This window comes from Nocardia uniformis NBRC 13702 (assembly GCF_001613345.1).
Lineage (GTDB): Bacteria > Actinomycetota > Actinomycetes > Mycobacteriales > Mycobacteriaceae > Nocardia > Nocardia uniformis.
Window position 1 is genome coordinate 55,182 of sequence record NZ_BDCE01000065.1, and the last position, 17,561, is coordinate 72,742.

Genomic DNA, 17,561 nt, shown 5'->3' on the forward strand with positions numbered 1-17,561 from the left:
TCGTCTCTCTCACATTCCGAAGCGCCGCTTGATATCCCGAGCACCGAGCAGCCGCATGGTCTGCCCGACCGCCCGTGTCTTCCACGGCGAGTACGGGAACCACAGCAGCGCCGCGATGGCGGACAGTTCGATGCGCGGGCTGGTCACGGCGGTCGTCCTGCAGTACTTACGAATTCCCGCCGCGCCACCGAGGCGGCCACCACCGGCCCCCGAGGACTTCCACCCCGACATGGGCAGCGGGAAGCACGCCAGATGCGCATTCACGTCATTGACATCGACCGAACCCACCTCGATCCGGCGCGCGATCTCCTTGCCGCGCCGGGTATTCCCGGTCCACACACTCGCCGACAGCCCGTACTGCGAGTCATTGGCCAGCCGGATCGCCTCCTCGACATCCCGCACCGGCATGACGGGCAGGATCGGGCCGAAGGTCTCCTCGGTCATCACCCGCATCGAATGATCGACGCCCGTCAGCACCGTCGGCTCGAAGTAGTGGCCGTCCCCGCTGCCGCCGACGCGCACGGTCGCGCCCTTGTCGACCGCGTCCCGGACCTGTTCGGTCGCGACGGCGACCTGCGAGAGGGTGACCATCGCTCCGATATCGACCGAACCGTCGTCGAGCCCGCCGGGCCGCTGCCGCAATGCGGCCACCACCTCGACCAGCTCCGTCACGAATTCGTTGTAAACGGAGTCCTCGACATAGACCCGCTCGACGGCCGTGCACATCTGCCCCGAATTCGACAGCCCGCCGAAGGCGATACCCGCCGCGGCCTGCGCCAGATCGGCGTCGGCGAGCACGATCGCCGCATCCTTCCCGCCGAGCTCGAACCCGTATGGAATGAGGCGCGCCGCGGCCTGCTGGGCTACGGTGCGGCCGGTCGCCGTGGAACCGGTGAACTGTACGTAATCCACACTGTCGACGACAACCGAGCCGATGCCCGCCCCGACGACCGTTGCGAAAACCCGTGGCGCGCCGATCTCTTCCCAGCCGGCCACCGCCGCCGAAATGGCCAGCGGGGTCTCCGACGACGGCTTCAACAGCACCGCGGCACCGGCGATCAATGCGGGGAGTGCATCGAACAGGGCCAGCGCGAGCGGATAGTTCCACGGGCTGATCACGCCCACCATCGGATACGGCCGGTAGTTGACTTCGAGCCGCTTGGTAGCGGTCAGCATACCGTGCGGCCACGGCTGGCCCGTGCCGAGGAATTCGGCGGCATGGTCGCAGTAGTAATTGAGCGCGTCGATGCTGAGCCCGAGTTCGATCGGGGCCTCGGCCTTGGCCTTGCCGGTCTCCTCGTGCAGCAGCCCGGTGATGCGATCGGCGTTGTCCAGCAGCCAGTTTCGATAGCGGCGCAGCCAGGTCAACCGCCCCTCGAGGCCGAGCTCCTCCCAGGCGGGCTGCGCGGCCCGCAGCCGGGTGGCGGTGCCACGTACTTCCTCGGGTGTCACGGCACGCAGCACATCGACCGTCCGGCTGTCGATCGGTGAGGTGACGGTCACGGTGGGGAACCGCGCACCGGGCGTCCGGTCGACAGCTTCCAGGTGCGCCGTCACGACGAACGCCCGGTCTTGCGCACCGGCTGCGCGGGTTCGACTGCCGCGGCGGGCTTTTCGGTGCGCTCACGGTATGCCGCACGCGCGGTCTCGTCCGAGTCGAGGGTGACGTGCTGCAGGCCGAGCGCACCGTAGATGCCATTGCGGAAGTTCTCCGGCAGCGGCAGCAAGATCTTGAGGAAGATGCCACCGATCCGCGGGACGGTACGGAAGCCACCGCGCCGGGCGGCGATCGCGTCGCAGATCGCGGCCGCCACATCCTCGGGCTCGACCCAGCCGATCTGGCGCACCAGCCAATTCGGCGACAGTCCCGCGGTCAACTCGGTATTGACGAAGCTGGGCGCGATGGTGGTCACGGTGACGCCCTTGGGCGCGAGCTCCTGGTGCAGGGCCGAGCCGAGCCCCACCACCGCGTGCTTGGTGGCGCAATACACGGCCACACCCGGTGCGGCCGAAATGCCCGCGACAGAGGCGATATTCACGATGTGCCCGGAGCCGCGCTGCGCGAAGCGGCGACCGGCGAGTTTGGAACCGGTGATCACACCGCGCAGATTGATCTCGATCTGCCGGTCGGTGACGGCGTCGGTCTCGTCCAGGAATTCACCGGTCGGCATGATGCCCGCATTGTTGATCAGCACATCCAGGCCGTTGAGCGCCGCTTCGGCGTCGTCGAGGAAGGTCGCGAACGAATCACGGTCGGTGACGTCGACTTTCAGTCCGGCCACGCGCGCACCGGTCGCGGCGGCGATCGCCGCCCCGGTCTCGGCCGCCAGGTCCGCGTCGATATCGCCGATGGCGACGGCCGCGCCGGCCTGAGCCAACCGGCGGGCGGTGGCCGCGCCGATACCGCGCGCGCCACCGGTGATGACGATCTTCTTACCGGTCAGATCGATGGTGCTCATAGTTCGGCTTCCTTGTCGCGGTGGAGGTTTGCGGTGACGGCGACCTTGGCGGCCACTGAATCGGGCATCATGCGGTGAAAGTGGTGCAGGCCCCGACGGGCCAGACCCGGCGTCAATCGAGTCATCCACAGTGCGGCCGTGCCGAGAGGGTTCTCCAGATGTTCCGGGCGGCGCACGATGGCGTCGACCATCATCTCGACGGCGTCCTCGATCGGCAGGGCCTTATACCCGGACCAGCCGGTGGGCCCGATCATGTCGGTGTCGACGAGCGGGATATGCACATTGGTGAAAACCACTCCGTCGGAGAGGCATTCGACCGCCGCCACCCGCACGACAGCTTCCAGCGCGGCCTTGGATCCGATATAGGCCGAGAAGCGCGGCAGATCGGAGACGACACCGATGGAGGAGCTGGTGATCACCTGGCCGGACCCGCGGCGGCGCATGGGCGGCAGCATTCGCAGCATGAGCCCGACCGCACCGAGATAGTTGGTGCGCATGGTGCGCTCGTAATCATGCAGGCGGCGTTCGGAATTGGCGATCGAGCGCCGGATGGAACGGCCCGCATTGTTGACCAGGATGTCGGGTGCACCGAATTCGGCGAGCACCTCATCGGCCAGCCGGTCGATACCGTCATCGGTGGACAGGTCCGCGACGAGTGCGAACGCTTGGCCGCCCGTCGCCCGGATCTCCTCGACCAGTTCCGCCAATTCGCTTGCGCGGCGTGCGGTTACCAGCGTTATCGCGCCCGCCGCCGCGACCCGCAGCGCCAGCCCGCGACCGATGCCGCTGGACGCGCCGGTGATCAGCACCGTCCTGCCGTCGACCCGTTCCCGCAGACCCGGCCCCCACGGACGCGGAAAACCGCGTGGTGGCGTGAGCGCGTTGATGGTCAGCCGAGCCAGCTCGTTCTGGGTCCGCGCCAGTTTCTTTCGGACGCTCACCGCGCCACCACCCGATACTTGTCCAGGTCGATCCGGCGGGTGCGGCGGCGGTACTCACTCATCAGGCCGGGCCAGTTATTGGTGACCTTGCCCTGGTCGTTGCGGTACCAGGTGCTGCAGCCGCCCTTGGCCCACACCGAACCCGCCAGTCGCCGTTGGGCTTCCGTGCTGAAGGCGTCGAAGGCTGTCTGCAGGACGTCGAAATACTTTGCGCCGCTGCGGTCGAGCTCCCGCACCGCGTCGACGATGTAGCGGGCCTGGCTCTCTAGGATGTAGACGATGGACCCACCGCCGAAATTGGTGTTGGGGCCGTACATGAGGAACAGATTCGGGAACCCGGAGACCGTCAGACCCAGGTACGCCTCGGGTCCAGTCGCCCATTTCGCGTTGAGATCCTGCCCGTCCAGTCCCCGCACGGCCATCGGCGCGATGAACCCATTGGAGTGGAATCCGGTCGCGAGGATGACGGCGTCGAACTCCCGCTTGGTCCCGTCCTCGGTAATGATTCCGGTGGGCGCGATCTCGGTGATCGCCTCGGTCACGACATCGGCATTGTCCCGCGCCAGTGCCGGATAGTAGTTGCTGGACAGCAGGATTCGCTTACAGCCCATCTGATAGTCGGGGGTCAGCTTCGCGCGCAGCCCCGGATCCTTGATCTGCCACCGCAGCTGCGCCTTCGCGGCGTAGTAGAGCGGCGCGAGATAGGCCTTGCGTACCGCCGGGCTCATATCCAGGGTGAGCGCCGGGTTGACGTACTCGCCGATCGTCCACCAGGCCCCGCGCAGCAGTTTCAGCGCACCGGGGACCCGCTTGTACAGGCTGTGTTCGGCGGCGCGGTGCGGGTAGTCCGGCTTGGGAATCAGGTACTCGGCGCTGCGCTGGAACACGGTGAGCTGCTCGACCTTCGGGGCGATCTGCGGCACCAGCTGCACCGCGCTCGCGCCATTGCCGACCACCGCGACCCGCTTGCCGTTCAGGTCGTACTCGTGGTCCCACTCCGCCGAATGGAAGATCTGTCCGGTAAATCCTTCCAGCCCGGGGATGTTCGGGATCTTCGGCCGGGTCAGCTGACCGCAGGCCGAGATCACGACTCGGGCGGTGTGTCGCTCACCGGCGGTGGTGGTTATCGTCCACTCCCCCGCCGCCTCGTCGAAGTCTGCCGCGGCGATCTCGGTGCCGCAGCGCAGATGCGATGCGATGCCGTACTTTTCGGCGCAGTGCTCGAGATACCCCTTGATCTCCGGCTGCGGCGCGAACGGCCGTGACCAGTTCGCGTTGGGCTCGAAGGAGAACGAATACAGCGACGACGCCACATCGCAGGCCGCGCCCGGATATTCATTGTGCCGCCACACCCCGCCGACGCCCTCGGCCCGCTCGAACAGCACGAAGTCGTCGAACCCGGCCCGCTTCAATCCGATCGCCGCGGCCAATCCGCTGAATCCGCCGCCGATGATCGCCACGGAAACCCTTCCGGCCGGGCGGGACGTCTGCGCCCGCGCCGCTGCGGTCGTATCCATCGAAAGCACCTCTTCACTGCACTGTGGTCTCGGTCATGTTCGACGGTATTGCCGCTGACCTGGCCGAACCATGAGATGCCGGGCCACTAACTTGCGAAGTTGGGCCAAATCGGAGCACTATGGCTCCATGACCGATCCCTGGGCGAAGGTCCGCGCGGTCACCAGCGCCACGCTGCTGACCGACTTCGCCGTCGAGCACGGCGCATCGACGACGCGGCTCCTGCGCGGCACCGGAATCCGCACGGCTGTGCTGCACGACCCGACCGCCGAAATCACCGCCGACCAGGAATTGACCCTCTTGCGAAACCTCGTCGAGGCACTCGGCGACCGGCCCGGTCTCGGCCTGGCCGCCGGAGCCCGCTATCACGCGAGCAGCCACGGCGTGTGGGGCTTCGCCATACTCAGCAGCCCGGACGTCCGCAGCGCACTCGAGGTCGGCATCGGGTTCGCCGAACTGTCATTCTCGTTCGCGCGCATCACTCTCGATCACGACGGACCGCATCCGGCCATCACGTTCGACGACCGCGCGGTCCCCGCCGCGGTGCGCCGCTTCCACATGGAGCGTGATCTGCAGGCGACACTGACGATCCAACGCGAGTTGATCCCGACGGCACTACCGGTCCGCCGCATCGAGATTCCCTTCCCTGCCGACCCCGCCTACGACGAACTCCTGACCTACAGCTCCGGCATCACCGCCGTTTTCGATGCGCCCAGGCCGCTGCTGAGCTTCGATGCCTCGGCCCTGGACATGCCACTGCCGCAGGCGAATCGGACCATCGCCGCCATGTACGAACGCCAGTGCGCCGAACTGGTGAACCGGCGCAGCGAACGCCTGGGCATCAGCGGCCGCGTCCGCGACGCCCTGGTCCGCCGCGGTGGCCTCGCGGGTCAACCCGAGGTCGCCGCCGACCTCAACCTGAGCATCCGCACTCTGCGTCGCCGACTCTCCGAGGAAGGCACCACCTTCCGCGAACTCAGCGAGGAGACCTTCGGCCTGCTCGCCGAGGAGCTACTCGACGCGGGCCTCACCGTCGAACAGACCGCCGAACGCCTCGGCTACTCCAGCGCCTCCGCCTTCACTCACGCGTTCAAGTCCTGGCGCGGCCAGCCCCCAGGCCGGTACTCGCGAACGCGTCGCACATCAGGTAAGGCGAACTGATCGCTACGGTGACTGCGGTCGAACGGCGGCCGGACCGGAGACGCCGGCCAACTTGGCGACATCCATCACCTCGCCGAACCGCTCGAACGGGGCTCGGCCGATCGGTGCAACCCATCGCGAGCGCGCCGCGCTCCACCATGGCGCGTCCACCCATGTCATTCCCACCATTGCTTGCTAACCGCTGTTCACTTATGAAATGACTGCATGCCGCTATCAGGCACAATGAGCCTATCTATCGCGCGAAAGCGTCTAGTCTTCCACTAGACAGACTTCACATCTCTAGCTAGCGTGACGGTATGTGCGCTCAACGTCGAGCCGGTAGCCGGACCTTTCAGCAGCCCTCACTCGACGCCACTCCCCCTCGGGACGGAACAGGCACGAGGGCAGGGAGGTGGCGTTCGCTGGGCCGCCGCCAGCTAGCTCGGCTCCAGGACCACGCTGAGTTCCGGCTGTTCGACAGCCTGCCCTCCGGCCGGGCATCGGAGGTGCGATCCGCCGACGGCACCCGCATCCATGTCGAAGTGTTCGGCCCCGAGCACGGATACCCGATCGTGCTCAGCCACGGCGTCTGCTGCGGTATCCGCTTCTGGAGCCATCAGATCGCCGACCTGTCCGAGAACTACCGCGTCATCGCATTCGACCACCGCGGACACGGACTCAGCGCCCGTCCCGCACGAGCCGCGCATACCATCCAACGCCTCGGCGACGATCTGGCCGCGGTGCTGCGCTCGACGCTCCACAGCGGCGAACGCGCCCTGCTCGCAGGACACTCCATGGGCGGCATCACGATTCAAGCATGGGCGGACCAATACCCCGCCGACGTAGCCCGTTTCGCCGACGCCACCGCGCTGATCAACACCTCCCCCGGCGAACTGGCCGAGGGCCTGACGACACCGCCCGCAGGGTCACGGATGCCCGAATCGATGACCGCGCTCATGACATCGCTCAGCGGGCTCATGATCGAAACATTCGGCGGCACACCGGTTCCGGTGCGCCTACCCCTGCGATCGGCGCTGCTCTCACCCCTCGCGATCGGCTCGACCGCCACCCCGGCGGCACGAGCACTGATACAGGAGCTGATCCTCACTACCCCGGCTACCACCCGCGGCCACTTCATTCGCACCCTAGCGGCGCTGCGCACCGAACAGCTCGATCACAGCCGGCTCACCGCCCCGACACTTGTGATCGGCAGCACCGACGACAGGCTGCTACCGATGTCCCACTCGATCCGGCTCGAGTCCCTGTTGCCGAACCCACTGGGAGTGCAGGAGTTGCCCGGAGGCCACTGCGGGCCGGTCGAACAGCCGACCGTCATCACGGCAGCATTACACCAGCTCGCCCAGAAGGCACGCGAATCGACATCGGCATGACCGCCCGTCTCGCGCCGACACTGAAGACCAGGGAATAACGCTCAGCAAGGCAGCCGCTCGCCCCGCGCGGTGCGCAACGCCAGTGGAGCAGCCACCAGCAGCACTCCTACCGGCACATTCACGAAGAATACCCAACGCCACGAACAGAATTCGGTGCAGAGTCCGCCGAGTCGCTCGCCACCGATCGCACCCAGCCCGGCGATCGCCGCGTACAGGGTCATGGCCCGCTGCCGACTTGGCCGTAGAGCACCGTCACCAGCGACAGTGCGGTGAGATGATGTGGATCTACCGAAACTATCGCCGCCGCAACCATTCCGGCGACCATTGATGGAATGGCGCGTTAGAATTAGGCCGGGGCCAGGTGTGGCGCTGGTGCGATTACCGCACAGCACCTCTGTCCATGAGCTGTTGTGACTCTGCTTCCGACAAACCCCAATTCGTCAGTGCCGCCCGGGCATCGCGTCCGCCGGCGTCCATCGCTGTGGGTGTGTCGAGTTGTGAGCGGCTGAATCGCGGGGCGGGGGCGGGCTGGATCAGGCCGGAGACTTCGACGAACGCGTCCCGTGCCTGATTGTGTGGGTGTTCGTGTGCTTCCCAGGGGGACAATACCGGCGTCACACAGGCATCCGAGTCGGCGAAGAGGGCGGCCCATTCGTCGCGGGTCTTGGTGCGGAACGTGTCACCGAGGAGTTTGCTTGTCTGCTCGAATCCAGTGGCGTCGAGTTGGAACGGGAGTCCCGAGGCGTCGATGCCGAGAGTGTCGAGCAGTTGCGCGTAGAACTGCGGTTCGACGCAGCCGACGGCCATGAACTTACCGTCGGCGGTTTCATAGGTGTCGTAGAAGGGTGCGGCGCCGTCGAGCATGTTCTCGCCGCGCGGGTTCGGCCACATTCCGCCGGCGCGCATGCCGTGCAGGAACGACATCAGGATGTTCGCGCCGTCGACCATGGCCGCGTCGATGACCTGGCCCCGGCCCGAGCGCTCGCGCTCATAGAGCGCGGCGAGCACGCCGAGGGCGAGGAATGTACCGCCACCGGCGAAGTCGCCCAGCAGATTCAGCGGTGCGTGCGGGCGTTCACCGGCCCGGCCGATCGGCTCGAGCGCCCCCGCGATCGCGATGTAGTTGATGTCGTGACCCGCGCGGGGAGCCAGCGGGCCCTGCTGACCCCAGCCGGTCATCCGACCGTAGATCAGCCGCGGATTCACCGCGAGCAGTGCATCGGGTCCGATACCGAGTCGTTCCGCGACCCCCGGGCGGAACCCCTCGACGAAGACATCCGCCTCCCGTGCGAAACGGTGTACGGCGGCAACGCCTTCCGGATTCTTCAGATCCACGGCGACGCTGCGTCGACCCCGATCGAGGGGGCCCGCCGGTGCGGTGACGGCAGCCGAACCGCTTGCCCGATCGACCCGCAGTATCTGCGCGCCCAGGTCGGCGAGGATCATGCAGCCGAACGGCGCCGGAGCGAGACTTGCGATTTCGACTACTTTGACTCCGGTCAGAGGACCCATCGTCGATTCACTTTCTGTCGAGAGTTATGGGGCGACTACAGGCTTCGTGAAATCAGTTCCTTCATGATCTCGCTGGTGCCGCCGTAGATCTTCTGGATGCGCGAGTCGGCGTACATGCGGGCGATCGGGTACTCCGTCATATAGCCGTAGCCGCCGAATACCTGCACGCAGCGGTCGACCACGGTGCACTGCTGCTCGGTGAGCCACCATTTCGCCTTGGCCGCGGTCGTGATGTCGAGTTCGCTTTTCAGATGCTTTTCGACGCAGTCGTCGAGAAAGCTCCAGCACACCGAGGCGAGCGTGTCGCATTCGGCCAGCACGAACTTCGTGTTCTGGAAGGCGAACAGTGGTTTGTTGAAGGCGGTGCGTTCCCGCGCGTAGTCGACGGTCACCTGTACCGCCTTCTCGACGGTCGCGGCCGCCGAGACCGCCAGCAGGAGCCGTTCCTGGGGGAGCTGGTGCATGAGCTGGACGAAGCCCAGCCCCTCGTCGCTGCCCAGGAGGTTCGACCGGGGGACGCGCACATTCTCGAAATTGAGTTCACAGGTGTCCTGGCCGTGCTGGCCGACCTTCTCCAGATTCCGGCCGCGCGAGAAACCCGGCAGATCCGCGGTTTCCACGCCGATCAGCGAGATATCGCCGATGCTGCCCTCGTCACCGGTTTTGGCCACCACGAGGACGAGATCGCACAGGAATCCGTTGGAGATGAAGGTCTTCGCGCCGTTGATGACATAGTCGTCACCTTCTTTGACCGCGCGCGTCTTGACGTTCTGCAGATCCGATCCGGTGCCGGGCTCGGTCATCGCGATGGCGGCGATCATCTCGCCGCTGGCCATCTTCGGCAACCAGGCGCGTTTCTGTTCCTCGGTACCGTACGCGTTGATGTAGTGCGCGATGATGCCGCTGTGCAGCACGCCGCCGAAGCTCGGCGCGAGGGCCCGCACCTGTTCGATCGCGATCACGGCCTCATGGGCGAAATCCCCACCGCCGCCGTCATATTCCTCGGGAATGCTGGCGCACAGCAGGCCAAGCTGCCCCGCCGTGGTCCAGACTTCCCGGTCGACATGTTGCTGTTTTCCCCAGCGAGCTTCGTGCGGGGCACAGAATTTCGCGAAGAAGCCGCCGGCGAGTTCGGCGACTTGATCGAGCTCCTCGTTCATCCAATGGGGTCGGTGGGTGGTCACGAGATCTCCTTGGTGTCGGTCGACATGGTCGCGAATTCCCTTGCGAGACGGGCTATGACGGTGGCCGCGTCGAGTTGCGGGCAATGGCCGGCGTGTGGCAGCACGACGAGCCTGCTGCCCGGATTGGCATCGCGAAGAATTCGGCTGGTCGATACCGGTACCAGCCGATCCCGCGCGCCGTGTACGACGACCATCGGGACGGCCACACCGCCGTGATTCCGGGTGCGGTCGAGCTCCCTTTTGAACTCCGCTCCCTGGCGTGCCAGCCGGCGGGCCTCGATCGGGTCGTCGGCACCATCCGCCAGTTGCCTGATAACAGCGGGTTCGATGGCCGATCTGCGTCCGTACAGCAGGTGGCTCAGCGCCCGTTCGACCAGAACCCGATGCACAGCGCGCGGCATCCGGATCCTGGCGGCCAGGCCGATGGCCGCGATCAGCGGCCTCAGACCGGCCGAAACCAAAGGCTTCCAGGTGATTCCCGCGGTATCGAGGGCCAGCACGGCGGTGATGGGCAGCTCACTGTTGCGGCACGCGCGCAGGGCCGTGGCCGCGCCGAGTGAATTCCCCACCAGCACAACCGCGTCAGAGCGACCGTGGTGCTGGATCACGGCGCCGAGGAACGAATCGAGCTGCGGCATGAGCTCGCCCGGGCGCAGCGGATCCGCCTCCCCGAAGCCGGGCAGGTCGACGGCGACCGCCGACTGCCCGGCCTGGTGCATCGAGTCCAGGACCCGCCGCCAGATTTCCGATGTGTTCGCGAATCCGTGTACCAGCACGATCGTGGGACCGGCGCCCGCCACCACCAACTCCCGGGTACCGAATCCCGCGTAGGTCACGCGTCGCTCGACGATGAACGACGTGCTCATTACGACCAGCGATCGAACTGCCCGGGCAGCTCGTCGAGCAGCCAGGGGCCTTCGGTTTCCACGGTCTCCTTGAACGTCCAGCCTTCCAGCAGCGAGACGGCCCCGCCCTGCACCGCGAGCACCTTGCCGTTCAGCGGGCACTTCTCGCTCGCCAGGTAGGCGACGACGGGCGCGATGTTCGCCGGGCTGAAGGCGTCGAACTCGCCGTCGGGCACCTCTTCGGCGAAGATGGCGCTCATTCCCGGGGTGGCCAGGGTGAGCCGGGTGCGGGCCACCGGGGCGATCGCGTTCACCCGCACGCCGTAGCGCGAGAGTTCCTCGGCGGCAACGAGTGTCATGGCCGCGATGCCCGCCTTGGCCGCGGCGTAATTGACCTGGCCGGGTAGCGTCGAGAAGGTGCCCGACGCCGAGGCGGTATTGATCACCGCGGCATTGCGCGGAGTACCGGCCTTCGACTGCTCCTTCCAATACACCGCCGCGTGCCGCAACAGGTTGAAGTGACCGTTCAGGTGCACACCCAGGACCGAGTCCCACTGCGACTTGTCGATACCCGCGATGAACCCATCGCGCAGAATGCCCGCATTGTTCACCACGACATCGAGTCCGCCGAACTCCGATATCGCTTGGTCGACAAGACGTTTCGCGCCATCCCAGTCGGCGACGCTGTCGGTGTTGGCGATCGCCGCGCCACCCGCGGCGACAATCTCGTCGACGACCTCCTGCGCGGGACCGGCGTCGGAGCCGCTGCCGTCATTACCGCCACCGAGATCGTTGACGACGACGCTCGCGCCCTCCCTGGCCAGTAGCAGCGCGTGTTCCCGGCCGATGCCGCGCCCGGCACCGGTGACGATGGCGACCCGATTGTCCATTGATCCCATGTGAATTCCCTTGTCTACGTGGCTGAGTGGTCAGGCGACGAGAGCGGCGAGCCGTTCCAGCGAGGCGTCGAGTTCCTTGAGCGCGGTCCGCTCGATCGCCTTGCCGATGGCGCCGACCATCATCTGGCTGATGAATTCGGCGTCGATCCTCGTCACCGACCCGGCGTCATGGGCCTGGACCGACAGCGTGAAGGTGACCTTCGCGTTCGCCATGCCGACGCCGGAGATGGTGAAGGTCTTGGGGGCGTCGTATTCGGTGACGGTCCAGGTGATGGTGTTGGGCATACCCATGATCGAGAGAATCTCGTTCATCGTGGAACCCTGTGACACCTGGGTGGGCGGCTCGTCTTTCCACTTGGTGTGCATGGTGTTCCATTCCGCGTTGCGGCTGGGGTCGGCGAGGATCGCCCACACTTTGTCCGGGGTGGCCGCGATTTCCTTGGATGCCGAAGCGAGTGCCATGAGTTGTTCCCTTCTCGAAATATGTTGTCGGATTCTGTGTTTGACGCAGTCGGATCAGCGTTCGGCCGGGCGGTAGGCGGTCACCACGACCGAGCCGCCGAGGCCGATATTGTGTGCCAGCGCGACTTTCGCCCCCGCCACCTGACGCTTGTCGGCGAGACCGCGCAGCTGCCAGGTCAATTCGGCGGTCTGCGCCAAACCGGTGGCACCGAGCGGATGTCCCTTGGAGATCAGGCCACCGGACGGGTTGACCACCCAGCGACCGCCGTAGGTGGTGTCACCGGCGTCGACGAGCTTGTGCGCCTCGCCCTCGCCGGCCAACCCGAGCGCCTCGTAGGTGAGCAGTTCGTTGGGTGCGAAGCAGTCGTGCAACTCGATCACGTCGATGTCCTCGGGACCGAGCTGCGCCTGCTCGTACACGCGCTGGGCGGCGGTGCGGCTCATATCCGCGCCGACCAGCGTGATCAGGCTGGCGCTGTCGAGGGTGCCGGGAAGATCGGTGACCAGCGACTGACCGACGATCTCGATCGCCTGACCTGCGAGATCGTTGTCCTCGACGAACCGCTCGCTGGCCAGGATGGCCGCGCCCGACCCGTCGGAGGTCGGCGAACACATCGGCCTGGTCAGCCCGGCCGCGGCATACACCATCTTGTCCGCCTTGATCTGATCCTCGGTGTAGTCGTCCTGGAACTGCGCGTACGGGTTGTGCACGGAGTGCCGATGGTTCTTGGCTGCGATCTTCACGAAATGTTCCGGCGTGGAGCCGTACTTCTCGTTGTGTTCGAGTCCGGCGGCGCCGAACATCCACGGCGCGGGCGGGAACGCGATCTCGCGCAGTTCCGCCATGGCCAGCAGGTGGCGCTGCATGGGCGGCTCGCGGTCGTCGAAGGTGGAGCCGAGCGAGCCGGGCTGCATCTTCTCGAACCCGATGGCCAGCGTGCAGTCGGCCATCCCGCTCCGAATAGCTTGGGCGGCAAGGAACATCGCACTCGAACCGGTCGAGCAGTTGCTGTTCACATTGAACACCGGGATGCCGGTCATACCGAGCCCGTAGACGGCGCGGTGACCGGAGCAGGAATCGCCGTAGCAGTAGCCCGCGTAGGCCTGCTCGACTTTGTCGTAGGCGATGCCCGCGTCCGCGAGCGCCTTGGTGCCGGATTCCAAGGCCATGGCCGGGTAATCCCAGTCGGCGCGGCGGCCGGGCTTCTCGAATTTCGTCAAACCGACACCGACGACGTAGACGCGATTGGTCATTGGTCGAACTCCTCTGCCTGAAGGTCGTGGCATAGCCGTTGTGGTCCAGTGGATTACGCGATTTCGGCAATGCCGTCGCGAATGAGCGCGTCGCCATCGCCGCTCGCGCTTTCGAACGCGTAGACCCTGCGATCCTCGGTGTCACCGGTGCGCCAGATCGAGGTGGTGATGATCTGCTCCGGACGGGCGGGCTTGCTGAACCGCACCGCGAGGCGTCGCAACCGGGCCGGGTCGTCGAGCGCTACCTGCGAGAGCACCGCGTGTGAGGTGAAGGCCATGGTGCACAGCCCGTGGATGATGATGCCGGGCAGCCCCATCTGCCTGGCGAATTCGTCATCCAGGTGGATGGGCATCGGATCGCCCGCTGGTTCGGCGTAACGGAAGGTCTGATCCTTGTCGAACCGCTGCTCGACCACGAAGTCGGCCGCACGGTCGCGCAGCGCCTCATCGAAAGTGTGTGTGGGAGCGGTGATTCCGGCCTCGCGCGGCCAGACGCCGCCCTTGAAGAAGCCGGTGAAGTACTGCTCGTTGACCAGCGCGCCGGCCGCGTCCCGCGTTTCGCCGAGGGTGGTCACCACGACGCCGGTCGACTTGCCGTGGATGCCGACGACCTTGGACCGCACCCGCAGCGTCTCGCCGGGCACGATCGGACGGTGGAAGCGGAAGTCCTGCTCACCGTGCAGGATTCGGAACATCAGCTCGTCGGGCACCACGGACAACGTCTGGTCGGCCATGTCGGTCAACGCGGGGACCACCGCGAAAACCGGGGGCGCGAAGGTGCCGTCCAGGTGCTGGGCGATCGGGTCGTTGGTCGCCTCGGCGTAGGCGATCGAGCGTTGCTTCTCGACCGGGAACTCGATCTCGGGCCCCCACACACCGATGCCGGCGATATCGAATACGTGCTCGGACATTCACCATCCTCCTCGCGTCACAGAGTCGTGCGTGGCCGCAAGCACGGCCGCATCGCTCGTCCCTCGAGCCTATGAACTGGGAAGATCGCCGGAAATGACTCGACTTCGCATGGTTTGTGACAGAAACGTGCATGGCCGCTTTGGTAGGTTGCCGACACGGAAGGAGAGACGATGGCGACGCGCACCGTGGCGATCCAGTTCATTCGTGCCGCGATGACGACCGCCGCCGCGCGCGGCATCGACATCCGCGGCGCACTGCGTGCGGCGCGCATCACTCCCGAAATGATCGGCCACGACCGGGTCCGCGTCACCGAGGCGCAGGCCGCCCGCATCGTGCGAGCGTTGTGGGAGCTCACCGAGGACGAGCTGGCCGGGCTCGGTCCACGGCCGATTCCGCGTGGCACCTTCCGGATGATCAGCTACGGCGTCGTACACGCGCCCGACCTGCGTACCGCGCTGACCCGCTTCACCGAATTCGTCGCCCTCAGCACCGAAGCCCGTGCCACGCTGACCGTGGACGGCTCCCAGGCTCGGGTAGTGATGCACGGCGATCCGGCGAAACCACTGGATCCACTAGTCGTCGATATAGCGGTCGCGGTCATCCACCGATTCGCATCGTGGCTGATACGCAAGCAAATACCGCTCACGGCAGTGGAATTGCCGTATCCGGCACCACCTTACGAGTCCGAATATCGGCTCATCTACGGTGTCACACCCACTTTCGACACGACCGGCACCGGTTTCGCCTTCGACTCGATGTACCTGTCGATACCGGTCGTTCGCACCGAAGCGGAGCTGGACGAATTCCTGCGCACCGCGCCGGCCGGGCTGCTGTTCCGCAACCGCTACGACGTGACCACTGCCGATCGGGTGCGAAACATACTGGAGCGCAACACTTCTACCGATTGGCTCGCCGCGGAGGATGTCGCCAAGCGGCTGTCGCTGAGCGCCCAGCATGTGCGCCGTCTGCTGCGCGAAGAGGGAACCTCGTACCGGACGATCCAGGAAGACATCCTGCGCGATCGCGCCATCGAAAGCCTGGTCCAGGGCCAGGAGACCATCGAGGAACTCTCCGAACGGCTCGGCTACTCCGAGCCGAGCGCCTTCCGCCGCGCTTTCCGCCGGTGGACCGGCATCGCACCCGGCTCGTATCGCCTCGACTCGCGCTGATCGCCGACACCCCGCGACCGGCCGGATCATGCGCGGTGTGGTCACACACTGCGCGCATTGCGGTCATCGGCACGCGCCCGCGGTGTGCGTAGCGTCACATCTCGGTTAGCGATGCGGCTGAGAGGGAGACCATGTCCGATACTCCGATGATTCGATGCGGGTCCGTCGAACGGACCCATCCGCAGTTGCAGGAACGAGCCGCACGCATCGCGTCCGGCCTCGCCGGCCTAGGCGTGACCGCGGGCGACAATATCGCTGTCGTACTGGCGAATTCGGTGGAGTTCCTCGAGATCAGCGCCGGGATCTCGTTGTCGGGCGCGAATCCGGTTCCGGTGAACTGGCATTGGAAGTCCGAGGAGCTCGCCCACCTCTTGACCGACAGCGCCGCCAAGGCGGCGTTCGTGCATTCGGACTTCGTGTCCGCGGTCGACGACGCGACCGCCGGGTCTCTCCCCTTGATTGTGGTGGACTCGGCAGCCGCGTCCGTGCCCGGTTCACATCGCGAGTACGAGTCTTGGCTTGCCGGGCACGAGCCCGAGGGCTCGGCTACGGCCGCTACGAGCGGGCTCGGGATGATCTACACCTCCGGTACCACCGGCAAACCCAAAGGAATCGTGCGCGAGCCGGTTTCCGCCGAGTCGATGGTGCGAATGGCGATGGGCGCGATGGCCCGGATGGGATTGCGGCCCGGCGGCCGCACCCTCATTCCAGCCCCGCTGTACCACACGGCGCCGAATACGATGGGGGTGTTCGCTGTACGCCTAGGGATGGACACCACCATCCTGACGCGCTTCGATCCCGAGGAGTTCCTCGCCGCGATCGAACGCCATCGCGTCGAGCAGGTACAGATGGTGCCCACCATGTTCACTCGCCTGCTGCGCCTGCCGGAGCAGGTGCGCCGCAGCTACGATCTCTCGTCGCTGACCTCGATCGTGCACTCGGCCGCACCCTGCCCGCAGCATGTGAAGCAGCAGATGATCGACTGGCTCGGCCCGATCGTCACGGAGTATTACGGCGGCTCGGAAACGGGACCGATCGTGTGGTGTTCGGCCGAAGAGTGGCTGCGCCACCCGGGAACCGTCGGCGCACCGGTCGACGGTGCGGCCGTTCGAATTGTCGGCCCGGACAATCGGGAAGCGCCGGTCGGGGAGGTAGGCGTCGTGTACCTGAAACCGGCGGACTACTGGCCCGGATTCACCTACCGCGGGGACGACACCAAGCGCCGCGATATCGAGCTCGACGGATTCGTGACCGTCGGTGATATGGGCCGCGTCGATGCCGAGGGGTACTTGTATCTGACCGACCGGATGAGCGACATGGTGATCTCGGGTGGGGTGAACATCTATCCGGCCGAGATCGAGGGCGTGCTGCACGAGCTGCCCGGGGTGGCGGACTGTGCGGTATTCGGCATTCCCGACGAGGAGTACGGCGAATCCCTCGCTGCCCATATCGAATTGGCCGACGGGGCCGAACTGACCGAGGCCGGGGTGCGCGACTTCGTGCGTGCCCGGCTCGCGGGGTTCAAGGTCCCCAGAGTGGTCGTCTTCGACGATGAGCTGCCTCGCGAGGAGTCGGGAAAGCTGTTCAAGCGTCGCCTGCGCGACCGTTACTGGCGGGATGCCGCGACCAAGATATGACCCCCGGAGATCGCGGGGTTGGCACCCCAGCGATCTCATCGTCCCGCTGCGTTCGCCTGGTTCCGCCGAGAATCGCCTGGCAACAATGCGTTTCACAGTTCTCATGTACCGAGTAGGCGCAGACATATCGGCCGAGTTGCCAAATCCGTTGCCACGAACCTCGACAAAGATTGAGGGCGGTCCTGAAACCTACCGGTCAGGACCGTCCTCGTGAGTAGCGGGGACAAGATTTGAACCTGCG

General features: G+C 66.1%; 16 protein-coding genes. 4 read left to right on the plus strand and 12 right to left on the minus strand.

The features are described 5' to 3' along the window. Nucleotides 1-9: 9 nt before the first annotated feature. Genes NU1_RS23950 through NU1_RS23965 form a run of 4 tightly spaced genes read right to left on the minus strand, consistent with a single transcriptional unit; the run spans nt 10 to nt 4,917 of the window. A complete protein-coding gene (locus NU1_RS23950; protein ID WP_157552935.1) occupies nt 10-1,557 on the minus strand; it encodes an aldehyde dehydrogenase family protein in 1,548 nt (515 codons plus the stop codon). Continuing rightward, nucleotides 1,554-2,459, minus strand: a complete 906-nt coding sequence (locus NU1_RS23955; RefSeq protein ID WP_067524355.1) for an SDR family oxidoreductase — start codon at nt 2,457-2,459, stop codon at nt 1,554-1,556. Before NU1_RS23955 ends, NU1_RS23950 begins: the two co-directional genes overlap by 4 nt. Then, nucleotides 2,456-3,400: an SDR family NAD(P)-dependent oxidoreductase gene (locus NU1_RS23960; protein WP_067524357.1), complete on the minus strand. Its 945-nt coding sequence runs from the start codon at nt 3,398-3,400 to the stop codon at nt 2,456-2,458. Before NU1_RS23960 ends, NU1_RS23955 begins: the two co-directional genes overlap by 4 nt. Further along, nucleotides 3,397-4,917, minus strand: a complete 1,521-nt coding sequence (locus NU1_RS23965) for a flavin-containing monooxygenase (RefSeq protein ID WP_067524359.1) — start codon at nt 4,915-4,917, stop codon at nt 3,397-3,399. The genes NU1_RS23960 and NU1_RS23965 overlap by 4 nt, the downstream gene beginning before the upstream one ends. 127 nt (nt 4,918-5,044) lie before the next feature. Between NU1_RS23965 and NU1_RS23970 the strand changes: the two genes are divergently transcribed. Beyond that, a complete protein-coding gene (locus NU1_RS23970; RefSeq protein ID WP_067524361.1) occupies nt 5,045-6,076 on the plus strand; it encodes an AraC family transcriptional regulator in 1,032 nt (343 codons plus the stop codon). 296 nt (nt 6,077-6,372) lie between these two features. Next, entirely contained in the window at nt 6,373-7,446 is a 1,074-nt protein-coding gene (locus NU1_RS23975) for an alpha/beta fold hydrolase (RefSeq protein ID WP_084521753.1), read from the plus strand. Nucleotides 7,447-7,487: 41 nt separating this feature from the next. Here NU1_RS23975 and NU1_RS44335 read toward each other — a convergent pair whose 3' ends face one another. From NU1_RS44335 to NU1_RS24015, 8 genes are read right to left on the minus strand one after another with little or no spacing between them, the layout of a single operon-like run. Further along, nucleotides 7,488-7,838, minus strand: coding sequence for an MFS transporter (locus tag NU1_RS44335; RefSeq protein WP_371859833.1), 351 nt, complete (start codon nt 7,836-7,838; stop codon nt 7,488-7,490). Next, the gene (locus tag NU1_RS23985; protein WP_067524365.1) at nt 7,825-8,958 is read right to left on the minus strand and encodes a CaiB/BaiF CoA transferase family protein; all 1,134 of its coding nucleotides are present in this window, start codon (nt 8,956-8,958) and stop codon (nt 7,825-7,827) included. Before NU1_RS23985 ends, NU1_RS44335 begins: the two co-directional genes overlap by 14 nt. A 35-nt stretch (nt 8,959-8,993) precedes the next feature. Next, nucleotides 8,994-10,142, minus strand: coding sequence for an acyl-CoA dehydrogenase family protein (locus NU1_RS23990; protein WP_371859834.1), 1,149 nt, complete (start codon nt 10,140-10,142; stop codon nt 8,994-8,996). After that, nucleotides 10,139-11,008: an alpha/beta fold hydrolase gene (locus NU1_RS23995; RefSeq protein ID WP_067524367.1), complete on the minus strand. Its 870-nt coding sequence runs from the start codon at nt 11,006-11,008 to the stop codon at nt 10,139-10,141. The genes NU1_RS23990 and NU1_RS23995 overlap by 4 nt, the downstream gene beginning before the upstream one ends. After that, entirely contained in the window at nt 11,008-11,886 is an 879-nt protein-coding gene (locus tag NU1_RS24000; protein WP_067524370.1) for an SDR family oxidoreductase, read from the minus strand. Before NU1_RS24000 ends, NU1_RS23995 begins: the two co-directional genes overlap by 1 nt. A gap of 30 nt (nt 11,887-11,916) precedes the next feature. Beyond that, nucleotides 11,917-12,348: a type II toxin-antitoxin system Rv0910 family toxin gene (locus tag NU1_RS24005; RefSeq protein WP_067524373.1), complete on the minus strand. Its 432-nt coding sequence runs from the start codon at nt 12,346-12,348 to the stop codon at nt 11,917-11,919. A 54-nt stretch (nt 12,349-12,402) separates the two neighbouring features. Continuing rightward, complete coding sequence (locus NU1_RS24010) at nt 12,403-13,602, minus strand: lipid-transfer protein (RefSeq protein WP_067524375.1); 1,200 nt, start codon at nt 13,600-13,602, stop codon at nt 12,403-12,405. A 53-nt stretch (nt 13,603-13,655) separates the two neighbouring features. After that, on the minus strand, nt 13,656-14,513 hold the full coding sequence (locus NU1_RS24015) for a MaoC/PaaZ C-terminal domain-containing protein (protein WP_067524377.1): 858 nt from the start codon (nt 14,511-14,513) through the stop codon (nt 13,656-13,658). A 171-nt stretch (nt 14,514-14,684) separates the two neighbouring features. Here NU1_RS24015 and NU1_RS24020 point away from each other — a divergent pair, with 171 nt between their 5' ends. After that, nucleotides 14,685-15,683 (plus strand): AraC family transcriptional regulator, encoded by a 999-nt coding sequence (locus NU1_RS24020; RefSeq protein WP_067524379.1) that lies wholly within the window; start codon nt 14,685-14,687, stop codon nt 15,681-15,683. Between the two features lie 131 nt (nt 15,684-15,814). Beyond that, entirely contained in the window at nt 15,815-17,320 is a 1,506-nt protein-coding gene (locus NU1_RS24025; RefSeq protein ID WP_067524381.1) for an AMP-binding protein, read from the plus strand. The last annotated feature ends 241 nt before the right edge of the window (nt 17,321-17,561 follow it).